Origin of the sequence: Maribacter spongiae, assembly GCF_047345125.1 — a bacterium.
Taxonomy (GTDB): Bacteria; Bacteroidota; Bacteroidia; order Flavobacteriales; family Flavobacteriaceae; genus Maribacter.
The window spans coordinates 125,859-147,071 of the sequence record NZ_JBLFEQ010000007.1 but is presented as its reverse complement, the minus strand read 5'-3'; the positions used below and the strand labels follow the sequence as shown (position 1 = coordinate 147,071).

Here is a 21,213-nt window from a genome sequence, read left to right as displayed (position 1 = left end):
ATCCTTGCCCTAATATCGGGTCAAATAAAATTAAGTTTAAATCTTACAAGCTTTAGTATTTATACTTATATTTAGTTTGAGAATACCATTTAATATTGACCGGTAACCGTATTTTAGGATTATGGTATATTATCGAAACGGATTTTTACTAAAGACCGCTAATAATGAACTTTAAGATTATGGAAAAAGAACCATAAAAAACAACCATAAAAATTAACGATTGCGATTCTCATAATCCCCCTGTTGTTATGGCACTGTGATACCGACGATGCTTTCGTTGAAAATGAAAGATCAAACATCAAGACCGTTTCCGAACAAGAGCCATTACAATATTTAACGGGTAAAATAGCCGGTAATTCATTAAAAGGGCTATCCGGCAAAAACGGTACTACGCTTAAGGCCGATGCCATAGCCTATGAAAGAATAGGGAACAGTACCGAGTCCTTATTGGTAATGGACATCGACGATCCCATTCGCAAGCATCTGCAAAGTAGGATCTTAATGTTAAAGATAAACGATAGCATACAAAGCGTTAAATTACATATGACCGCCAACGAGTCTTCCAACGAAGCTAGTTATACGGGTATTCTGTATATTTTTAACCTGGAAGATGAATTTTTGTTCGGCTATAAGGTACAAGAGGGCAAAACGGTTTCCAAGCTGATCAGAAAACAAAATAATGAAACTGAAGGGGCAACGGCAAAAAATCAAGATCAGACGGGGAAATCCGGCTTTTACCTATATTTCAACTGCATTTGCACGGGCGATTATATTGTGGTTCCCGATTGGAGGGCCTATGTTACCTTCAGGTCTTATAAAATGGTAAACGGGACCAGATGCCATACCATAACGAATACGTTAGCGGAAGTAACGGTAACCGCACCAAGGTCCGATAACAATATAAATATCAGTGATATATTTATCAATCCCTATAGAAATCCAAGATATGGGCTTGGTAACACCAATCCAGCAACCCTTCCTTATTGGGAGTATGGTGGAGGGGGAAACCAAGACCAAGACCAAAAGCCTTGCAAGGGTGACCCAGTTAAAAACCCTGAGATTGCACCACAAACCAATTCGGGTATAAAAGGTGGAATGCATGATACTTGCGCAAGGAGAAATGATGCATATACTTGTAAGGGAATCAGAGGAAGAAAATGGCATAATGGCGTAGATATTAAAAACCCTTATGGAGCACCAATATATGCTATATACGATGGTGTAGCAACTATACATAAGCAAACAAACAAAAAGACAGGCAAGCTTGTAGGAGCTGGATATTATTCTGCAATAAAATCAACTGTAAATGGAAAAACCGTTAGAATGGTCTTTTTTCATCTACAAAAAGACAAAAGAGCTACTGGAACCGTAAAAGCAGGTGACATTATAGGGTATCAAGGAGACTCTGGCAATTTAAAAAACGGAATCAAGCAGGGGTATGCAGTATCTCATGTTCATGTAAAAGCACAGGAAAATGGAGCAAATGTAGATCCGTTAAACCATTTTAAGACAAAAATAGACCCTACTACTGGTCAAGTAACAAATCCTTGTAATTAATTTAAAAGCATAAAAAATCATGAAAAACATAATTTTAACCATAACAATTTTATTTGCTACAATTTCATGCAAATCACAGCTAAATAATCTAAACGATACAGAATTGTTTGATGGAATACGATTTAATAATGTAACCCTGAGTCAGATAATGAAATCGAAAGGAAAGTTAAACCAAATGAAAATTTTGTTTGGCAACGATATTCAAGAAAAATCTAATGATACTGCCCCATTTTTGGCTAAATTTTTGTGGAATGATAATATTTCATTTGGTTATGAAGATGAAACCGATTCTGGAAATAATTATGATTTAACCTATATCAGAATTAGGAGTTCAAACGTTATTGTAAATGTAAAAGGGTTATCTATAAAAATAGGGGATGATAAAAATAAGTTTGGAAATTTGTTATTCAATTCCTCAGATAGTAGCTATAATTTTACCGATAAAGATACAGGCAGTGTTGGGCTATCATTTAAAATTGATCGTTCCAACAAGGTCTCTGCAATAGAATTGATTTGCTTTTAATGTCAGACCATAATGATGGTATATAAAAATAGTAGAAAAGGGTTAAATCGAGAGTTCGGTTTTTTTCCGTTATCTTTCTTTTAAAACCTTTTTATGACCATGTTATCTTTAAGTCTTTCTTAATTAAAAACGGCGAAGATATATATCGTGTATTAACAAATATACTGAATGAAGTGGTCGTAACCGTACCAAGGTCCGATAACAATAACATATTTGTTAACCCCCATAGAAATCTGGGATATCTACTTAATGATAGTCAATATTGGGGATATGGTAGTGGAAGTGGTGGTGGTGGCGTTAACACAGATTGTATTATCCTTAAAAATTTAGCTATAAATGTTAATTGCAATGATATTATACGATTTGAACAAGATTATAAAAATCGTATGGCGGCTTCAGAAAAGGCAATATTTGAATCAATGTCAAGAGCTCAACAATTAGGTTACTTATTTAATGCGCAAAAAGCTTCATGGAAAGCCAAGGAGCTTTTTCCAAATTCTTTACGTAATGGTAAAGGAGATGCATTCAGACATGCCTATTGGAATGGTTTAAATGAGATTTTATTGGGAGATGCTTTAGCGACCAATTTAGCAACGGCTCATGAAGATAAACCTCCCATTTATGCATATAGTAACAAAGAAAAACAGATGGATTTATTTAATAACAGTGTTGGGCGGAGTAGGTCAAATTGGTTATCAAATGGTTATTCTTCTCTATCAGAAAGTATATTGGATGCTATGTCAAACGGAGAGTTACGATATTTATCGCATTTACATGGAGGTATTAGCAGGGCAACAAATCAATCACAATTAATACCTACAAATTAAATGGTCATGAAAGAAAGAAGCGCAATGCTATTTATTATTTTATTGGTAATCTCTTGTGCCAACAAACACATCCGAGATTATAAAAAAATTACTATTATAGATTTCTCAAAAAAAAGAATTGATACTTTACGGCCTCATGAAGATAAAACCTATCATGCATATTTTGTTAAGGTAAACGGTGAAACAAATGACAGTATAAAAATCGAAAGAGAAGGTCATTATAATATAATTCTATCTGGAAAAATAGACACTATATTAAATGGAGATTTTTACGGAGCAGAAGATGTTATCTGGGTTTTTAATCCGTATAAAGCTACAAATGGAAAACTAGAGATTGAATACGGTCTATAAATATTTGAGCAAGATGTATGCCTTCGACCTGAAGGACGAACTGCTTTATGGATACAGGCTGGACAAAGCGGAAGTAACGGTAACCGCACCAAGGTCCGATAACAATATAAATATCAGTGATATATTTATCAATCCCTATAGAAATCCGGGAAATGGGCTTGGTAACAATAATACCAACACCAATCCAACACCCCTTCCTTATTGGGAGTATAGTGGAGGGGAAAACCAAGACCAAGACCAAAAGCCTTGCAAGGGTGACCCAGTTAAAAACCCTGAAATCGTTTCTTCTGGAAAATCTGGAAAGAAAGGTGGAACATTTGGATGCACAAGAAAGGACTCTAACATGGTCTGTGGAGGTGTCAAAGGATTGAAAAACCATGATGGAATTGACATAAAAGCAAAAGTTAATACTTCTACTTTTGCTATGCATGATGCTACTGTTTCAAAAATAAGAAATTCATTTAATCCAGGACAATATAAAAAAGATTCTTACGGAAATTTCGTGTTATTAACCGCTAAGGTAAATGGAAAAACAATTTTCATTAAATATAATCACCTGAATAAGGTTAGTGTCAAAAAAGGAGATAAGGTAAAAGCAGGAGATATCATTGGCATTAATGGGAACACGGGAAATGCTGCTGCCAAGGGAGTTATTCCTCATATACATATACAAACATATGATTCTAATTGGAAAAGTATAAATCCAGCAAATTTTTTGCACACCAAATTTGATAGCAACTATAATTCGATACCTAATAAATGTTAAAAATTAAAACCATGAAAAAAATTATAGTAATCTTTTTAGGGATCATTTCTTTTAATTGCAGCTCCCAAAACACAGTTGATTCAAGTACTCTTACTATCAATGGAATAAATGTAATAGGAAAAAAGAAACCAATACTAATACAACATTTTGGGCAACCTGTTAAAATCGATAAAGATTTTTCTGAAATGAGTAATGAAGATATGTATCTACACCATTATAATGGGGTGATTTTTTATGTTATAAATGATTTAGTTGATGATTATGAAATTTTAAATTCGAACTTTAAGTTTACTAAGCATAACATAAAAATTGGAGAGAATATCAATAGACTTAAAAGAATCTATCCTATTAGCTTCAATAAAAAAGGAGAAGAACACCTAACAATTTGGTTAAAAGACCCTAATGATAAATATGTTCATATAGCTTATGATAAGAATTCTAAACTAATAACAAAAATATATATAAGGACATATTGAAAGAATACCCGTTGTGCATTTTGATCGAGAGATAAGAAGTTGTGCAAGCTACTGAACGTCAGTAAATTGTAATAGCGACAAAACAATCTATATGCACAACTTTGATGAAATTTACGAAAGAATATTGGAAGTACTCAGAGAAATATCGCCCAAACAGTTTCAAACCCATCAGCGGAGACGTTCAAGAATGAGTGACCTAGAGGTTATCTGCCTATCCCTTTGTGGAGAGTATCTTGGCATGGATAGCGAGAGCGATATGTTCCGTAGGCTTCCGCCACGAGTGGACTCCCGCATCGAAAGGTCGGTTTTCAACAAACGTAGAAGGAGGCTTTTTGGGCATGTAGAGATCATAAGGAGGAAGCTTTCCGAGAAGTTGAACGTAGATGAACGCGTATTCATAGTGGACAGTATGCCGTTGGAGGTCTGTAGACTTTCAAGGAGCGGCCGTTCCACTGTTTGTAGGGAGGAGACTTTTTCCTCACCTGACAAAGGGTATTGCGCTTCACAAGGGAGCGGTTATTATAGGTATAAACTGCATGCGGTCTGTTCAAATAGCGGTGTCTTCCATAGCTTGGACATAAGTCCCGCATCGGTGCACAATGTGAATTACCTAAAGGATATCAAGAACCAAATGGCCGACTGCACCGTACTTGGCGACAAAGGTTATCTCTCAACGCAATGGCAACTAGACCTGTTCAGCACGTGCAACATAAAACTACGGACACCGATGCGGACCAACCAAAAAGGATACCGACAACAGCCCTTTTCCCTAAGAAAGTGCAGGAAGCGCATAGAGACACCGTTCTCACAATTGTGCGACCAGTTCATGATAAGAAGGAACCATTCCAAGGCCTTTGAAGGGTTCAAAACAAGAATATTATCCAAAGTGACCTCTTTGACAATGGTACAGTTTGTCAGTAGGTTCGTCTTTGAAAGAAACATAAACAACATTAAAATATCAGCATTGTTTAAATTAATATTAACAATCTTTTGTCTTTGTATTTTACTCAATAGTTGTGTTCAATCCAACGAAATCACGAAAGAGGACAAAGTGATTATATCAAAAATAATTGATGAATTCTCCTTTCCAATGCCCCCACCCCCATCAATAGGAGATAAAGACACAGTTATTCCAAGTAAAATAGTTGACTCACTTCTTAAAATTAAGATGGTCGTGGCTATTTACCCAATAATGGAAAGTACATTAGATAGGCAAGGAAGAAATAAAATCCCAAAAAGTTTTGAAGAGATAATCGATACCTCCCAGCAACCTAAGATTCTAAAAGATATTTATGGTATCCTGAGTAAAAAAGAACATACGATAAAATTGGCCGATACAATTAAATTAAAAGAGTCATACGATTTTAAACAATTTAACTTACTCTATCATTTTTCTAGAATTTGGTACAACAAAGAAAAAACCAGAGCAGCTTTTGAAGCAGGTGTTAGCCGAAGTAGATTGAGCGGTTATTCAACCATATTTTGTTTGGAAAAAAACGACGGGCAGTGGTCTATTGTCGAATCAATTCCAACAACCTCATGGTAACGTATTGGTTCAACAACTTTAAAGAATACAAAAGCAATAGAGTCTTTCACTGTATTGACAAAACATGCAATGTCCAAAACTACAGATACGAATGGCGCCATAAAGGCCAATATGGGCAATGGGAATTTTATTACTTTTAGACCAATATCTGCATCTTTCAGTAATGCTCCAGCAACCATATCGTTGGATTTTAAAAATATTTGGTCAAAGCAAAGAAATGTGAAATTCCTTAATAAATGATAATATGACGAAAGGCGACCTTTTTCAAAAAAGTGATATGGATTTGTTCCATCCTGAAGGTATTGAATTCATTTCGACAATTCTATTTGGACTAGGATATACTTACGAAAACCTCAGTACAAAGCAAGCTAGAGACGGAGGTCTTGAGGTCATCGAACTACTCTTTGACTTAGAATTGATTGAGGTTTTCCACTGGGGGAATTATAACGAAAAACTTAATGGAACGGAGCTTTCGAAAAAACAAATACTTAATTATATTGAAGAATTATGGTTTGAGGGAACAGATGTTCCAGATTTCTATGGAATGCCTATGTTCAAATATAAAAATTGGTATATCAATGCTTTAAAGAAAGAAGGGTTTCAATTTAGAGGTATGGACTGGAAAACTTTCGTCAATGAGAACATTGGAGATTTGGAAAAATGGATAGAGGAAAATAGGCCCAATAGTACAAAACACAAATAATACCAACACCAATCCAACACCCCTTCCTTATTGGGAGTATAGTGGAGGGGAAAACCAAGACCAAAAGCCTTGCAAGGGTGACCCAATTAAAAACCCTGAGATTGCACAACAAACCAATTCAGGTATAAAAGGTGGAATGTATGGATGGACTAGAAAAAAATGGAATAAAAGCCATACAAAATTAATTCCCAAAAAACACAATGGACTAGATTTAAAAAGTCCCTATGGAGCCCCTATATATGCTATGTATGATGGTAATTCAAAATTGATTACACAATATAATAAGAAAGGGAATGTTGCTGGAGCTGGACATTATGTTGGAATAACCTCTGGTATCAATGGAAAAACTGTAAAGGTTTTATATTTTCATATGCAAAAAAACAATCGAAAATCTGGCACGGTTAAAGCAGGTGATATAATAGGGTATCAAGGAGACTCTGGCAATTTAAAAAACGGAATCAAGCAGGGGTATGCAGTATCTCATGTTCATGTAAAAGCACAGGAAAATGGAGCAAATGTAGATCCGTTACCTTATTTGAAAACAACGATAGACCCTCAAACAGGAAAAGTAACAAATCCTTGTAATTAATTTAAAAGCATAAAAAATCATGAAAAACATAATTTTAACCATAATAATTTTATTTGCTACAATTTCGTGCAAATCACAGCTAAATAATCTAAACGATACAGAATTGTTTGATGGAATACGATTTAATAATGTAACCCTGAGTCAGATAATGAAATCGAAAGGAAAGCTAAACCAAATGAAAATTTTGTTTGGAAATAATATTGTAGAAGAAGCTAATGATACAGGTCCATATATTGGAAAAGAATTGTCAAATAATAACATTGTATTTAGTTTTGAAGATGAAACCGATTCTGGAAATAATTATGATTTGACATATATAGATATCTTAAATTCAAACGTTATTGTAAATGTAAAAGGGTTATCTATAAAAATAGGGGATGATAAAAATAAGTTTGGAAATTTGTTATTCAATCCCTCAGATAGTAGCTATAATTTTACCGATAAAGATACAGGAAGTGTTGGGCTATCATTTAAAATTGATCGTTCCAACAAGGTCTCTGCAATAGAATTGATTTGCTTTTAATGTCAGACCATAATGATGGTATATGAAAAATAGTAGAAAAGGGTTAAATCGAGAGTTCGGTTTTTTTCCGTTATCTTTCTTTTAAAACCTTTTTATGACCATGTTATCTTTAAGTCTTTCTTAATTAAAAACGGCGAAGATATATATCGTGTATTAACAAATATACTGAATGAAGTGGTCGTAACCGTACCAAAGTCCAATATCTTGTTAACCCCCATAGAAATCTGGGATATCTACTTAATGATAGTCAGTATTGGGGACATGGTGGTGGAGGGGAAGCACATATGCTCCGGTAAAGGTTATCAATAAACTTACGGGTAAAGCAGATTGTGTGTATAACAAATTAAAATCAAAAAATGGAAATTTGTTCAAAAAGACCATCGCCGAGTTTATCGATGACCCAAAATATAATTTAACATTTCAAAATGGAGATTGTCCTAGCACCGACGACGCTTGCACTAATTCCTCCGATATCAACAACATTGTAATCACAATTGAAGATTCAAATACTAATCCATTACAAATAGCTCAATATATTTTACATGAAGCTATACATGCCGAACTGCACAGATACGTAAGTAGATTTCAATCGGGGGTAGATCCTAATAACCGTAAAAGAATATTTCAACTTTACAAATATTATCGTGATTTGAACTACGATACGGGTAACATACAACATGTATACATGACGGAGAAATATATTAATCCATTCGCATCCTCATTGCGACTGTTAGATGATAATAGATACCCCTTGGATTATTACAAAGCATTTGCATGGGATGGTCTTCGAGCATGGGACGCCAATGGTTTACTTAAAATGGAGATGAACTCAAAATATGAACAATATAGAAAGATTGTAATTCAAAATTCACAAATATCATGCAACTAAAATTATTAAGATTAACTATTATTATTGTTTTAGTAACAATTAATTTGAACTGTAAGCATGGTAATTCATCGGATAGTGCCGAAATTTTTCTTTTGGCCATAGAAAACAGTGTAAAATCTTTGCCTCCACCTGCACCTCCAAATATAGGAGATTCCACTATCACGATTTCTCAAAAAAAGATTGATTCAATAACGAAAATAAGATTAAATATCGCTGTTTCTTCTGACATTATAAACCCAATTGGAGCACCACCAGAATTAAAAGGACATGAAGACTACGTTTCAATTGTGGAGAAACTTTTTGATGGAAAAAAACAAAAACTAAATTTGGATTTTTCTAGTCTCAAAAGCTTCCATGACATCACATTAGTTGATTCAAATTATGAAAGAAAAAAAATATTTAAAAAGTTTAATGTTATCGTTTCCTTTTCTGACATTAGCTTAAATAATTCTAAAGATAAAGCTGCGTTAATTTTTAGGGAAAGTTATGGAAAATTATCAGGAACAGAAATTTTATATCTATTAGCAAAAGTAAATGGAAATTGGAAAGTCATTCAATCTAAAACCTTGTCACTAGCTTAATAAATACAAACCACATTACAACCTATAAAAATACTTATTGTTATGGCACTGTGATACCGACGATGCTTTCGTTGAAAATGAAAGATCAAACATCAAGACCGTTTCCGAACAAGAGGCACTACATTATTTTGTAGCCTTCCCTAAAAATGAAGACTTACCCCTTTTAGGGCATCGCTAAATTCATAAAATTATGGTTATGTCTTTTTAATCTCAATTGCTATTTTCTCTTTAATTCGAAAACTCAAATCTAGGAGTGGGATTCAACGATTATATAGGTAATAACCAATTCCAACACGGTGCATAATTGATAGCAGCTGGACAATTTCCTTTGGAAAAATCCCCGACTAATCATACTATGACCCTGATATAAAACATTCGAAAAAACCGATACAAAGACTACAAATCACATTAATTGATTACGATCTCATCAACAAAAAGCCAGCTTTTACCACCGGGCGATTGATGCCATGAAGGGTTTTTTAAAATACTCCGTACCTCAACACGTACATATTTGGCACTTGTCTTTGGGAACTCAACATCAAAAAAATCCAGGGCAATGGAGGAAGAAGGTTCTTGTTCATCTAATTTTACGGTATGCCACGACCTAAATTGCCGACCATCATTGGAAACATACACCTTGAAACCTGTTGGGAAGAAAATCCAATTGCCCGGTGCGGAAAGGGCACCCACAGATACGGAACTTATCTCCTGCTCTTCTGCAAGGGTAAATGTAGCGTTGAAATGGGAACCTTCATACCCCAACCAATTCCCGTCTACAAAATTATTGGAACCCCGTTTTAAATCCACCAGGGTCTGGCTTCCCTGCCCCGCATACTTTTCATTGGGCGATTTGTTCAAGACCACTGCATCATAGGTCACGGTACTCTTTTTAAAGTTGGCCATAACAACTTCACTCTTCCCCCAATCCTTTTTATAGGTAATCGCTTTTAAGACGGTGGCCTTGTTCAATGCAATCGAATCTTTATATTTAAGGGAGGTGGTATCCGGTTCCGAACCGTTTAGGGTGTAAAATATATCGGTATTTTCAAAAGGATAGCTCAATGCTATCGTCAAAGTGTCTTTTATAAAATAGGAACCCGCAACCACGGTCGGTGGCAATAAGGCAGATTCTTTAAATATATCCCGGTCGATCTCATGGATTGTAATCCCAACTTGTTCTTTCCTTAATCGGTCTACAGCATTTTCAGAAGTTTCAGTTCCCCATAGGTAAAGGTCTTTTAAGTTGGTGAGCTTTTTCACCCCGTCCAATGCCCTGTCCGTAATGGCCGTACCATAAAGATTAAGGGACTCCAAAGAAGTCAATCCTTCTATTTGATCCATAGCCCCATCTGTAATTGCCGTATTCTGCAATTGGAGTTTGGTCAAATTTTTAAAGGAAGGCAATACAATAGCCAATGAGTCATGAAAATTGGAATTCCCCAGATTCATTTCTACAATATTTTCGACATAATCGTTTAAAATCTTAAAACTTTTTTTGGAAAGGTCCTTCGTATTGGAAAGGTTTACAATATAAAGCGGACTTCCTTCTTGTAACGGAGAAATGGAAATATCCCCGGACAAAAGATCGTTCAGCCATTCTTTTGAAGCGGGTTCCAATCTTTTGGCCAATAATGCCCGGGTGGTGGTATCCTCTTCCAATTCATTCAAATATCCCTGTATTTTTTTAGATCGCTTTAGCGTTCCGGCAACACAATCAAAGCAGTTTTTATTTTCCATCCACCAATTTAGTAATGCAATTTCGTTAGGGGTCAGTTGTATTTTCCCCTTGGGGGGCATATGCTCTTCATCTTCCATGGGCAGGGCTATCCGTTGTACCAACAACGGTGGTTTTGTTTCAATGGAATCTAAAATACTCCCGGAATCCCCGCCTTTACGAATTTCCGACTGCGAAGTGAGCAACAACGCTCCTTCTGTCTTTTTGGTATTGTGACAACTCACACATTTGGTATCCAAGATGGGTTGAACAATATCATTAAAGACAAGGGCTTTATTTACATCTTCAATAATTTTCCTGGGCGTATCGGCCTTGGTCAAAAAATCGGCCCCATGGGTCATACTACCTCCCCAATGTCCTGCTAAAGTCAGCATGATATTTACTGCAATAAACAAAGGAAAATAAGCTTTTTTCAAGAATACGTTTTTAGCACCTTTGGCAAAGAACAGGACTAAGGTTATTGCGGTAAGGCTTATGGCCATCCACTTATGCTTAAAAAGCAATTCCTCGTCATAGGTGCCATTCGATTCTAAAAGCAAGCCGGTACCCATAGCCCCAAGGGCACTCAACGCCCCGAATCCAATAGCCAGTTTAATGCTATTTCCAACCTGTTCGGTAGGTTTGATCCGTTGATAGAGTTCCAGTATAAAGGCAAAAATGATAATACCAATAGGTAAATGTACCAGGACAGGGTGAAAATTACCGATATTTATTGCCAACTGTACCATCACCTATTCTATTAAAATTTCATCCATAAAAAAGAAAGGGACGGTGCCCTTGCCTTGATGCCATTCCGGAATCTTTTTCAAGGAATGTATTTGCACATCAACCGTCTTATATTTTCCTTTTATGATAGGGATTTCTAAAAATTCTGTTTGGGTACTTTGTCCATTTTTGGGAGGTGCCAACATCAATTCCCCAAGCTTTTTACCGTTCGTTAAGACAATAATGGATCGGGGCGAAAAAATCCATGAACCATGATCCCTTAAGGTACTGACCGTTAATTTTGAAATAAGGATCGCTTTTTCAAAGTTTAAATTGATTTTGATTTCCTTCGTTTGAAAACCCGACCATTCCTTTCCCTTCCTAAATTGAATGGTTCCCTTTTGCAAATCCGTCAGCCCGTTACTTCCCTTGCCCAAATAGTTGGAATGTGGATCGGGGGCAACAGTTACCGCTGTTCCTGAAATATCATTTTTTATCTGGATCAATTTAACATATACCGCATCACTCTTTTGATAATCCGGATGAAAAGCCCTGAAAGTATATAAGGCCGAAGTATCTGTTGATAATGGATGTTGATACAAATTTGAGTTTTCGGTTACTTCCTTACCATCATCCGTATATCTAATTTGCGCATCGGCCAAGTCAAAATCCACTTCTATCCTTGCCGATTCTTTAAATAACAATGAATCTACAACGAATTGGGGCGGAGCCAATTTAAAAGTCCGTGTAGGGGCAAAATCATTGGAAACCTCTTCCTTACAGGAAAGTATGGCACATGCAAAAAATAATATGAACAATATTCTATTTATCATTATACACGATATAGCTTGATGGGATAGGTTTTCCCGGAATTCCATTGCGCCACGTAGAGATTCTCGTCATCATCTACACAAACATCGTGAGGATGCCGAAAGACCTGTATCGTTTGATACATGGGGTTTAATTGTTCATCCACATAAATCGGCTTACAGCCCCCGGGTGCGGATATCAATTTATCTTCCTCATCTAAAATACTGACAAAACCCGTACCTTCTGAACCATCTCCGGACCAAATAGTAGCTAAATACACATGTTTATCATGTATCACCGGACGGCATATATAAGCTCCGGGAAGGTCTATGGCACTTAGATATTCACCACCCAAACTAAACCGTTTCAACTTATTTTGTTGTCTTGCCGTAATAAGTAAGGTGGGGTTGGCCACATCCCTGGTATCCAAACATATACCATGGGCATTGTTGAATAAACGATCTTCTTCTCCTCTGCCACCAAAAACATTCAATAATTTCCCGTTGGCATTGTAATGGAGAATATACTGCTCTCCATAACCATCGGCTACGTAAACATCCCCGTTGGGAGCAATGGCGGTCTCCGTAGGAATATAATGCTCCCTGGCCTCATATTTACCGCTCTCTTTGGGGTATGGAAATACTTGTATGACTTTGCCACCTATCGTTGTTTTGATTACTTCATGCCGATTATTATCGGAAATATATAAGACATCTTCCCCATTTTCAATATGCAGGGTAAGCCCGTGCGCTCCGGGATATTGTGTTCCCCAAACTTCTAAAAGTTTGCCGGAACGATCGTAAACGATAATATTGTTTTTGGTATGATTGGTCAAGAGTATAATCCTCCCCTGGGAATCCTGAACCATTTCATGGCAATCATTCACAGGGTAAAAATTGGAATTTAACGCCCCCCATTGCAAATCTATTTTGTACTGATGGGAGTTATGGCCTATAACGGCATTTTTATAGGACAGAAAATTATTGGCCTGTGCCAATCCGCTCGCAATACCTGCGGAAAAAATACTGCTGTTTATAACAAAATCCCTTCGTTTCATTACACCAAGATATCATTTAAAACCTGCCCTTCAACATCGGTCAATCGAAATCTCCTACCCTGATACTTATATGTTAATTTCTCGTGGTCTATACCCAATAAATGCAACATAGTAGCTTGAAAATCATGTACATGCACCGGATTCTCCACAATGTTATAACCAAACTCGTCGGTTTTGCCATAGACCATTCCGGGTTTGATGCCGCCACCGGCCATCCACATGGTAAAGCATCTGGGGTGATGGTCCCTACCATAATTGGTATCCGTTAATTGCCCCTGGGAATAATTGGTCCGTCCAAATTCCCCGCCCCAGATTACCAGGGTATCCTCCAACAATCCACGCTGCTTTAAATCGGCTACCAGCGCGGCGGATGCCCGATCTACATCTTTCGCCTGTTTCTCAATGGCACCGGGCAAATTATCATGTTGGTCCCAACCCATGTGGTAGAGTTGGATAAAACGTACATCCCGTTCCGCCAATCTGCGGGCCAACAAACAGTTGGCGGCATAAGTTCCGGGGATTTTGGCATCCGCTCCATACATTTTATAAATATAATCCGGCTCGTCATCGGTTTTCATAACATCGGGTACCGATGTCTGCATTTTGTACGCCATTTCATATTGGGCAATCCTGCTTTGGATTTCAGGGCTCCCGAATTCATCAAATTGTTTTTCGTTCAACTGGGCCAGTTTATCCAAAATGGCCCTTTTGCTTTCTTTGGTAATTCCCTTGGGGTCGTTCAAATACAATACGGGGTCTTTTGCCGCCCTGAACTGTACACCTTGGTGCAGGGAATGTAAGAACCCATTGCCCCATAATCTGGTATATAATGGCTGACCATTAGGCCTTCCGGAACCCCTTGACAATAAAACGGTAAAGGCGGGCAGGTTCTTGTTTTCACTTCCCAAACCGTAACTCAACCAAGATCCCATACTGGGACGACCGGGCTGTTGGGAACCGGTCTGAAAAAAAGTGACCGCAGGGTCATGGTTGATGGCTTCCGTGTACATGGATTTTACGATACACAGTTCATCTACCATTTTAGCGGTATAGGGTAACAGGTCACTTATATAGGTGCCATTTTTTCCATATTGTTTAAAATCGAATATAGAGCCCGCCAGGGGAAAACTGTCCTGACCGGACGTCATTCCCGTTAACCGCTGACCGTTACGAATGGATTCGGGAAGTTCTTCCCCTCTTCTTTTAATGAGAAGTGGTTTATAATCGAATAATTCCAACTGAGAAGGTCCACCACTTTGGAAAAGGTAGATGACCCTCTTTGCTTTTGAAGCATGGTGCAATGCATCTAAAATGCCCATATTTCCACCAAAATCGGAAGTAGGGGCTATAATCCCATTTTCACCTTTCCTAAAAAACTGATTCCCCAATAATGAAGCCAAGGCTACGGAACCGGCTCCCAAAGCAGCCTTGCCCAAAAAAGACCTTCTATTGAGCAAAAGGGAACGTTCTTGTAAAATTTTCTTTTCACTCATAATCAACCTCTTGTAATGGTTTCATCCAGGTTTAAAATAGTATGTGCCACAACGGCCAATGATGCCAATTCCTTTTCAGGAATATTTCCGTCGGAAATAAATTCACCGATGGTAACATAATCGGAAGCGATAAAGGTCCCATCTTCGATCCCGGAAATCATATCGCTATGATGCTCTGTTAGCATATTCATTTCTTCTTCATCGGGTAAACGGGATGTAGCTTTTTGAAAAATATGAGCTATCTGCTCTTCGATATTTCCAGGATGGTCATAAATCGTATTTAATGCCAATGCCCGTGCTGCTTCTATTAACTGCGGATCGTTCAGTAAAACCAATGCTTGCAAGGGAGTATTCGTTTCTTGTCGTTTTACGGAACATAAGTCCCTGGATGATGTATCAAAGGTCATCATACTTGGTGGTGGTACCGTTCTTTTCCAAAAGGTATAAAGGCTTTTTCTATAAAGATCACTTCCCGTGCCTTCAACATATCTGGCGGTACTACCGCCACCACCGCCCGTGGTTTCTTCCCAAATACCCTCGGGTTGATAGGGTTTTACACTGGGGCCACCTACTTCTTTGACGAGCAAACCGCTAATTAACAAAGCTTGATCCCGAATCATCTCCGCGGTAAGGCGCATACGGGGTGCCCTTGCCAGCCATTTATTCTCCGGATCCTTCTCCAAAAGCTCGGGACCGATAACGGCACTTTGTCGGTACGTAGCGGACATGGCCATGTACTTCAACATTTTTTTGGTATCCCAACCTTCTTCCTGATACTTAAGTGCCAGATAATCCAATAATTTCGGGTGGGAAGGTAAGGCCCCTTGATTTCCAAAATCATAAGAGGTACTGACCAGGCCCGTACCGAACATACGTTGCCATAACCTATTAACGGTTACCCTGGCCGTTAATGGATTTCGCTTATCAAAAAGCCATTGGGAGAGCCCCATCCTGTTTTTAGCATAATGTTCCGGAAAGGAAAGAACGGATGAAGGGGTACTGGGGTAAACCCGTTCCGTGGGTTGGTCATAAACTCCCCTATTAAGAATAAAGGCAGGATTGGCTTCTTCCTTTTCATACATTACCATTACGGGAATCTCTTTTTTCTTTGATTTCTGTAGATTCACAAAACCCAATACGTCATTTACTTCCTTTTCCGTAATGGTAATATAGGGTTCCGGTGTTTCGTCCGGCAACGGTACTATTTGTTTTTCCTTGTTATTATTAAAAAAACTGAACAGTTCAAAATGTTCTTTTTGACTAATGGGGTCATACTTATGATCATGACAACGGGCACATTCCAATGTTAATCCTAAAAAAGCGGTACCAAAGGTCTGCAATCTGTCTTCCACGTATTCCACATGATATTCCTCGGGGATCGTACCACCTTCAAACGTGATTTTATGGTTGCGATTGAAGCCTGTGGCCAATATTCGTTCCAAATTGGAATCGGGTAATAGATCTCCTGCCAACTGATAGGTTACAAATTGATCATAGGGCATATTTTTATTGAAAGCATGTATGACCCAATCCCGCCAGGGCCACATGGTTCGTTCAAAATCATCCTGATATCCATGGGTATCCGCATAACGTGCAATATCCATCCATTCCGCAGTCATGTGCTCCGCATAATCCACCGTACCCAAAAGTGAATCCAGAATTTGTTCATAGGCATCGCCCGAAGCATTATTTACAAAATCATTTACTTGCTCCGGATTGGGAGGAAGACCGGTCAAATCAAAAAATATACGACGTAACAACTTTTCTTTCCGTGCCGGTTTTGATGGAGAAAGCCCCTGCTGTTCCATTTTGGAAAGCACGAATCTATCTATTTCATTGATTCCCCAAGCCGTATTTTGAACAGAAGGTATCGATTGTGGTTCCGGAGCTATGAATGCCCAATGCGCTTTGTATTCCGCTCCTTGTTCGATCCATTTTTTTAAAATGAGCTTTTCCCTGGGAGTCACTGTTAAATTGGATTCCGGGGGAGGCATCAATAAATTTGGATCTTCCGTATAAATACGATGTATGAGCTCACTTTTTTCCGTGTTGTTCGGAACAATGGCAAATCGGTCTTTAAGCTCACCTAAAGCTGCGTAGGCGTCTTTTGGGTTATGAAGGGAAAGTCCGGCCTCAATAGCATTTTTATCCGGTCCGTGACACTTGAAACAGCGGTCGGACAAGATTGGTTTAACGTCGAATGTAAAATCAATGCGCTCGGGAATGTCCCCAATATTATTTATAGCGACCGTTTTTTCGGTCATACCGGAATTTTGTTGACAGGAATAGAAACAACAGCACAAAAAGAAACTGCAATAAATATGTACTGTTCGAAAAAAACGTAAAAACCCATGAAATTTCATAGAAAACTCTGGTTCAGTTGGTTTTTAAGATAAAAACAAAAACTTTAGCGTTGGAACAAAATTCGACTAATGACTATTTTGAAGTCATTAATAAGCCGTTCTTTTTAAAAATTTATAGATTATTATCGAGAATTCCCTCATTTTTTAAAATCAGATGAACAATATCCATAAAACAACAAAGCCCGCTTACGAGCGGGCCTTGTTGTTTATGGGCCGCAATCTTATTTCGTAAAGGTAGCATTGATCAACGCTACTTCTGAAGGTTCCCCGCCTTCTTCAACAGCATAGGTAATGTAGAGATTTGATTTTCCTTCCACTTTTTCCGTTATAGGAATTATGGCCATGCCCCTAAGCTCCTCGGAGCCAGATCGGGACATGCCCCCCTTACCTATTAGCGGTCCATCGGATGAATTCAGGTGAATTTCAAAATTGTAACCCTTTTTTGGTACCTCTTGCCACCCCAGAGCAAGGGTTACCGTCTTAATACCATTTAAATCAATGTCCTCCATTACCAACCAGCCATTGGTCAATGCCAATAATTGCAGATCTGTACCATTGTACTGTACGTGCTGCATTCCCTTGGTTTTGACAGACTCGTGAAAAGTAACCGTATTATTGGACAAAACTACAGATTTTGAGCCCGTTAATGGAGCGGTCCCTTCGGTCCCGTTATCCGTATAACTTGCTGTAATGGCGATTACCTGACCAGAATTTTGGTTCTTTGCCCTTATCGTTCCTTTTATGGGCAAGGATCGTCTTTTGTCCCCATCATTCGCCAGAGATTGAATATACATAGCTATTTGCCGGGACTCGTTCAATGTTACATTGGAATGGGCGGGCATCATTACTTCTCCCCAAACACCTGTTCCACCAGTTCTGATTTTCTTCTGTAAATACGATAGGGCATCTTTTTTATTCTTATATTTTTGGGCGATTTCCGTATAATTAGGCCCTATAGATGCTTCAGCTTCTTTATGACATGCCTTGCAATCCATAGCTCGGGTCAGAGCTTTTCCCGCAACCGTTTCAGAGACTTCTTGATGTCCTAGGGACATGGCCGCTTTATCCATTCCTTCTAAATAATCCACACTCACAAAAATATTCCCTTCATCAATACCCCCATCGCTATCCGGGTCTATAACGGAAACTGAATATGCTATATCCTGTCCGGGCGTAAAGAAGGAAGAATTACCTCCTTCCAGATCAATAATGACTTCAGGTCTTAGGTTACCCACAACAACGGTTACCGTTTCACTTTTAACAGATTCGCCCTTATCATCCTTAACGGTAACGGCAATGCGATAATCTCCTTTTTCGGTATACGTATAATCAACTTGAGGAGTTGAGGTTTCTTTAGTCTCGCCATTGCCCAAATCCCAAATATAGGTCAGGGCATCTTTTTCTCGATCTCTGGCCTCAACGTTTACCAATATGGACAAGGGTGCCTTGCCCGAAGTATTGTTTACGGTTATGCCATCTATTAACGGGGGCCTATTTCCATCGTTATACTCAATATAGCCCAAGCTGGAGTCCTCGTTTTGGGCAAACCATCCACTACCGTATTCAAGCAAGTAGATCTTGCCGTTTGGCCCTACTTCCATATCGATCAAATTATTCACCTTGATATCGGAAGCAAAAGGTTCCATTTTGCTATAATTACCTTCTTTGTCTAAATGAACCGCTTTCATCCAACCGCGCATCCAATCATAGATAATGACCTTACCATCATAATAATCCGGTAGTTTACCTTTCCCTGTATATAAATCGGAATAATATGTAGGACCTGCCATGGCATTACGCCCACCAGCAGTTAATTGTGGGAAATCCCGATCATGTGTATAGGGATAGAAAGCATAGGCCGGCATTGCTTTAGGCAATTCTGTTAGACCCGTATTGTTTCTTGAATTATTGATGGGCCGCTGTGGATCAAACTCTTTCCCGGATTCTCCTGTTTCATAATTATAGGTTCTGTACGGTTTATTGTCCCCAATAAATAAAGGCCACCCAAAGTTTCCGGCTTCACGGGCCTGATTCATCTCATCATAACCTTTGGGGCCCCTTGTTTCCATACTATCCACTTGTGCATCTGGGCCAACATCCCCCCAATACAAATATCCCTTCTTCATATCAACAGAAATCCGATAGGGGTTTCTATGGCCCATCGTATAGATTTCCGGTCTGGTCTTCTCCATTCCTACGGGAAAAAGATTATCCTCGGGAATGGCATAACTACCGTCTTCGTTTACTTTAATCCGAAGTATCTTCCCCCTTAAGTCGTTGGTATTCCCAGAAGATCTTCTGGCATCATATTGCTCATGCCCCGGAATATTGTTCAAAGGCGCATAGCCATTGTTCACATATTTTTCATCGGGTTCATTAAAGGGTGTGGTATTATCCCCAGTAGACAAATACAATAATCCTTTGGGGCCAAAAGCTATGGAACCTCCGGTATGACAACAAATTTCCCGTTGGCTGTCCACCTCCAAGATTACTTGTTCGGAAGACCTATCAAAAGTATCATCCTTGAATTTAAAACGGGAAAGTCTATTCAACCATTTATCGCCCGTAGGAGCGTAATATACATAGATCCAGTTATTAATGGCAAAATCGGGATCTTTCTGTAAACCCATTAGTCCTTCTTCTGCATTGACACCCGGTGTATTCTGGGTTTTATGGTACACATCCAACTTTGCAACTTCCATCAATGTCCCGGTCCCTGCTTTGTACAACATAATCTCCCCCCCACGTTGCCCCACAAGTACATCGTTATTGGGTAAAATAGTCATTTCAGTAGGTTCATTAAATGCCCCTGAAGTTAGGGTCTTTTTAGAAAAACGATCTGCCTCTGGTGGAATCCGGGAAGTGGCTTTACTATAGTCCAAATACTCATTTTCGCCAATGGCATATTGAATACCTCCAAACATATGCCTTAAGAACAATTCTTCTGAATAGCTTTCATTGGTATGTCCGCCACCAGTGTAAAAGGCCCTTCCCCCATCAAATTCATGATACCAGGCAATGGGGTGAAAATCGCCGTTCTCCCCACCTTTATAGCTAGACTCATCCAGGGTCATGACGACATGGACCTCCGGGTTTATTTTTTTGTAATTGTATAATTCATCCGTTCTTCGCCAGACCGTATCGGTAAAAAACGCTGTGGCCATAAAATTTCTGTCCTTAATAATGAAGTCGGCTTCCGGCGTTCCAGAAGGATGACTTAAAAAATAAGCCCCTACCAATTTATTATACCAACCCCAATCATATTCCGTATCCGTTGCCGCATGTATTCCAACATAACCACCACCTGCCTGAATATAGCGCTCAAATGCCGCTTCCTGGTAGTGATCCAGGACATTGCCCGTGGTACTCAAAAAAATTACGGCGGAATACTGTTTTAAGTTTTCCTCGTTGAACATATTCGCATTTTTTGTGGTGTCCACAGCAAAACCATGTTCAAACCCTAATTTTTGGATAGCCGTTATTCCTGCCGGAATGGAGACATGATCAAAACCAAGCGTTTTGGAAAAAATCAGGACTCTAGGTGCTTCATCTCTCCTATTTCCACAGGAACCCAAGATCAAAAGACCTAAAAGAACAGCTATGGGCATTATCTTTTTCATTTGCTTAAAAGCCATAGGTTTGTTAATTTAATAAAGGTTTTAAAAATACGCACTGGATAGTTCATAAACCAACTTTGAAGTCATCTTAAGGTCGTATTT

The 21,213-nt window shown here is 38.5% G+C and carries 17 protein-coding genes and 1 pseudogene; 12 read left to right on the top strand and 6 right to left on the bottom strand.

The window, feature by feature from the left end:
• Nucleotides 1-243: 243 nt before the first annotated feature.
• The 12 genes and pseudogenes from ACKWB9_RS11445 (at nt 244) to ACKWB9_RS11390 (ending at nt 9,331) form a co-directional block, all read left to right on the top strand.
• The gene (locus tag ACKWB9_RS11445) at nt 244-1,557 is read left to right on the top strand and encodes a M23 family metallopeptidase (RefSeq protein ID WP_414003152.1); all 1,314 of its coding nucleotides are present in this window, start codon (nt 244-246) and stop codon (nt 1,555-1,557) included.
• Nucleotides 1,558-1,576: 19 nt separating this feature from the next.
• The gene (locus ACKWB9_RS11440) at nt 1,577-2,080 is read left to right on the top strand and encodes a hypothetical protein (RefSeq protein ID WP_414003151.1); all 504 of its coding nucleotides are present in this window, start codon (nt 1,577-1,579) and stop codon (nt 2,078-2,080) included.
• A 173-nt stretch (nt 2,081-2,253) separates the two neighbouring features.
• Entirely contained in the window at nt 2,254-2,907 is a 654-nt protein-coding gene (locus ACKWB9_RS11435; RefSeq protein ID WP_414003150.1) for a DUF6973 domain-containing protein, read from the top strand.
• A 6-nt stretch (nt 2,908-2,913) separates the two neighbouring features.
• Nucleotides 2,914-3,258 (top strand): hypothetical protein, encoded by a 345-nt coding sequence (locus tag ACKWB9_RS11430; RefSeq protein ID WP_414003149.1) that lies wholly within the window; start codon nt 2,914-2,916, stop codon nt 3,256-3,258.
• Nucleotides 3,259-3,271: 13 nt separating this feature from the next.
• Nucleotides 3,272-4,024 (top strand): M23 family metallopeptidase, encoded by a 753-nt coding sequence (locus tag ACKWB9_RS11425; protein ID WP_414003148.1) that lies wholly within the window; start codon nt 3,272-3,274, stop codon nt 4,022-4,024.
• Nucleotides 4,025-4,035: 11 nt separating this feature from the next.
• Entirely contained in the window at nt 4,036-4,500 is a 465-nt protein-coding gene (locus ACKWB9_RS11420; protein ID WP_414003147.1) for a hypothetical protein, read from the top strand.
• 91 nt (nt 4,501-4,591) lie between these two features.
• Nucleotides 4,592-5,467 (top strand): annotated as a pseudogene (locus ACKWB9_RS11415) (IS982 family transposase); the annotation flags it as partial.
• 823 nt (nt 5,468-6,290) lie between these two features.
• Entirely contained in the window at nt 6,291-6,749 is a 459-nt protein-coding gene (locus tag ACKWB9_RS11410) for a hypothetical protein (protein ID WP_414003146.1), read from the top strand.
• Nucleotides 6,750-6,885: 136 nt separating this feature from the next.
• Nucleotides 6,886-7,338, top strand: coding sequence for a M23 family metallopeptidase (locus ACKWB9_RS11405; protein WP_414003145.1), 453 nt, complete (start codon nt 6,886-6,888; stop codon nt 7,336-7,338).
• Between the two features lie 19 nt (nt 7,339-7,357).
• Entirely contained in the window at nt 7,358-7,861 is a 504-nt protein-coding gene (locus tag ACKWB9_RS11400) for a hypothetical protein (RefSeq protein WP_414003144.1), read from the top strand.
• A 253-nt stretch (nt 7,862-8,114) separates the two neighbouring features.
• Nucleotides 8,115-8,750 carry a hypothetical protein gene (locus tag ACKWB9_RS11395; protein ID WP_414003143.1) on the top strand — a complete coding sequence of 212 codons (636 nt, stop codon included), beginning with the start codon at nt 8,115-8,117 and terminating at the stop codon, nt 8,748-8,750.
• Nucleotides 8,741-9,331 (top strand): hypothetical protein, encoded by a 591-nt coding sequence (locus ACKWB9_RS11390; RefSeq protein WP_414003142.1) that lies wholly within the window; start codon nt 8,741-8,743, stop codon nt 9,329-9,331. Before ACKWB9_RS11395 ends, ACKWB9_RS11390 begins: the two co-directional genes overlap by 10 nt.
• A gap of 408 nt (nt 9,332-9,739) precedes the next feature.
• On the opposite strand, the gene ACKWB9_RS11385 is transcribed toward ACKWB9_RS11390, so the two are convergent.
• The 6 genes from ACKWB9_RS11385 to ACKWB9_RS11360 all read right to left on the bottom strand — a co-directional run bounded on the left by ACKWB9_RS11385 (nt 9,740) and on the right by ACKWB9_RS11360 (nt 21,129).
• Nucleotides 9,740-11,794 (bottom strand): FN3 associated domain-containing protein, encoded by a 2,055-nt coding sequence (locus ACKWB9_RS11385; protein ID WP_414003141.1) that lies wholly within the window; start codon nt 11,792-11,794, stop codon nt 9,740-9,742.
• Between the two features lie 3 nt (nt 11,795-11,797).
• Nucleotides 11,798-12,604, bottom strand: coding sequence for a chitobiase/beta-hexosaminidase C-terminal domain-containing protein (locus ACKWB9_RS11380; RefSeq protein WP_414003140.1), 807 nt, complete (start codon nt 12,602-12,604; stop codon nt 11,798-11,800).
• A complete protein-coding gene (locus tag ACKWB9_RS11375) occupies nt 12,604-13,638 on the bottom strand; it encodes an NHL repeat-containing protein (RefSeq protein WP_414003139.1) in 1,035 nt (344 codons plus the stop codon). The genes ACKWB9_RS11380 and ACKWB9_RS11375 overlap by 1 nt, the downstream gene beginning before the upstream one ends.
• Nucleotides 13,638-15,131, bottom strand: a complete 1,494-nt coding sequence (locus ACKWB9_RS11370) for a DUF1501 domain-containing protein (protein WP_414003138.1) — start codon at nt 15,129-15,131, stop codon at nt 13,638-13,640. The genes ACKWB9_RS11375 and ACKWB9_RS11370 overlap by 1 nt, the downstream gene beginning before the upstream one ends.
• 2 nt (nt 15,132-15,133) lie before the next feature.
• A complete protein-coding gene (locus ACKWB9_RS11365; protein WP_414003137.1) occupies nt 15,134-17,395 on the bottom strand; it encodes a PSD1 and planctomycete cytochrome C domain-containing protein in 2,262 nt (753 codons plus the stop codon).
• A 320-nt stretch (nt 17,396-17,715) separates the two neighbouring features.
• Nucleotides 17,716-21,129 (bottom strand): ThuA domain-containing protein, encoded by a 3,414-nt coding sequence (locus tag ACKWB9_RS11360; RefSeq protein WP_414003136.1) that lies wholly within the window; start codon nt 21,127-21,129, stop codon nt 17,716-17,718.
• Nucleotides 21,130-21,213 lie beyond the last annotated feature (84 nt).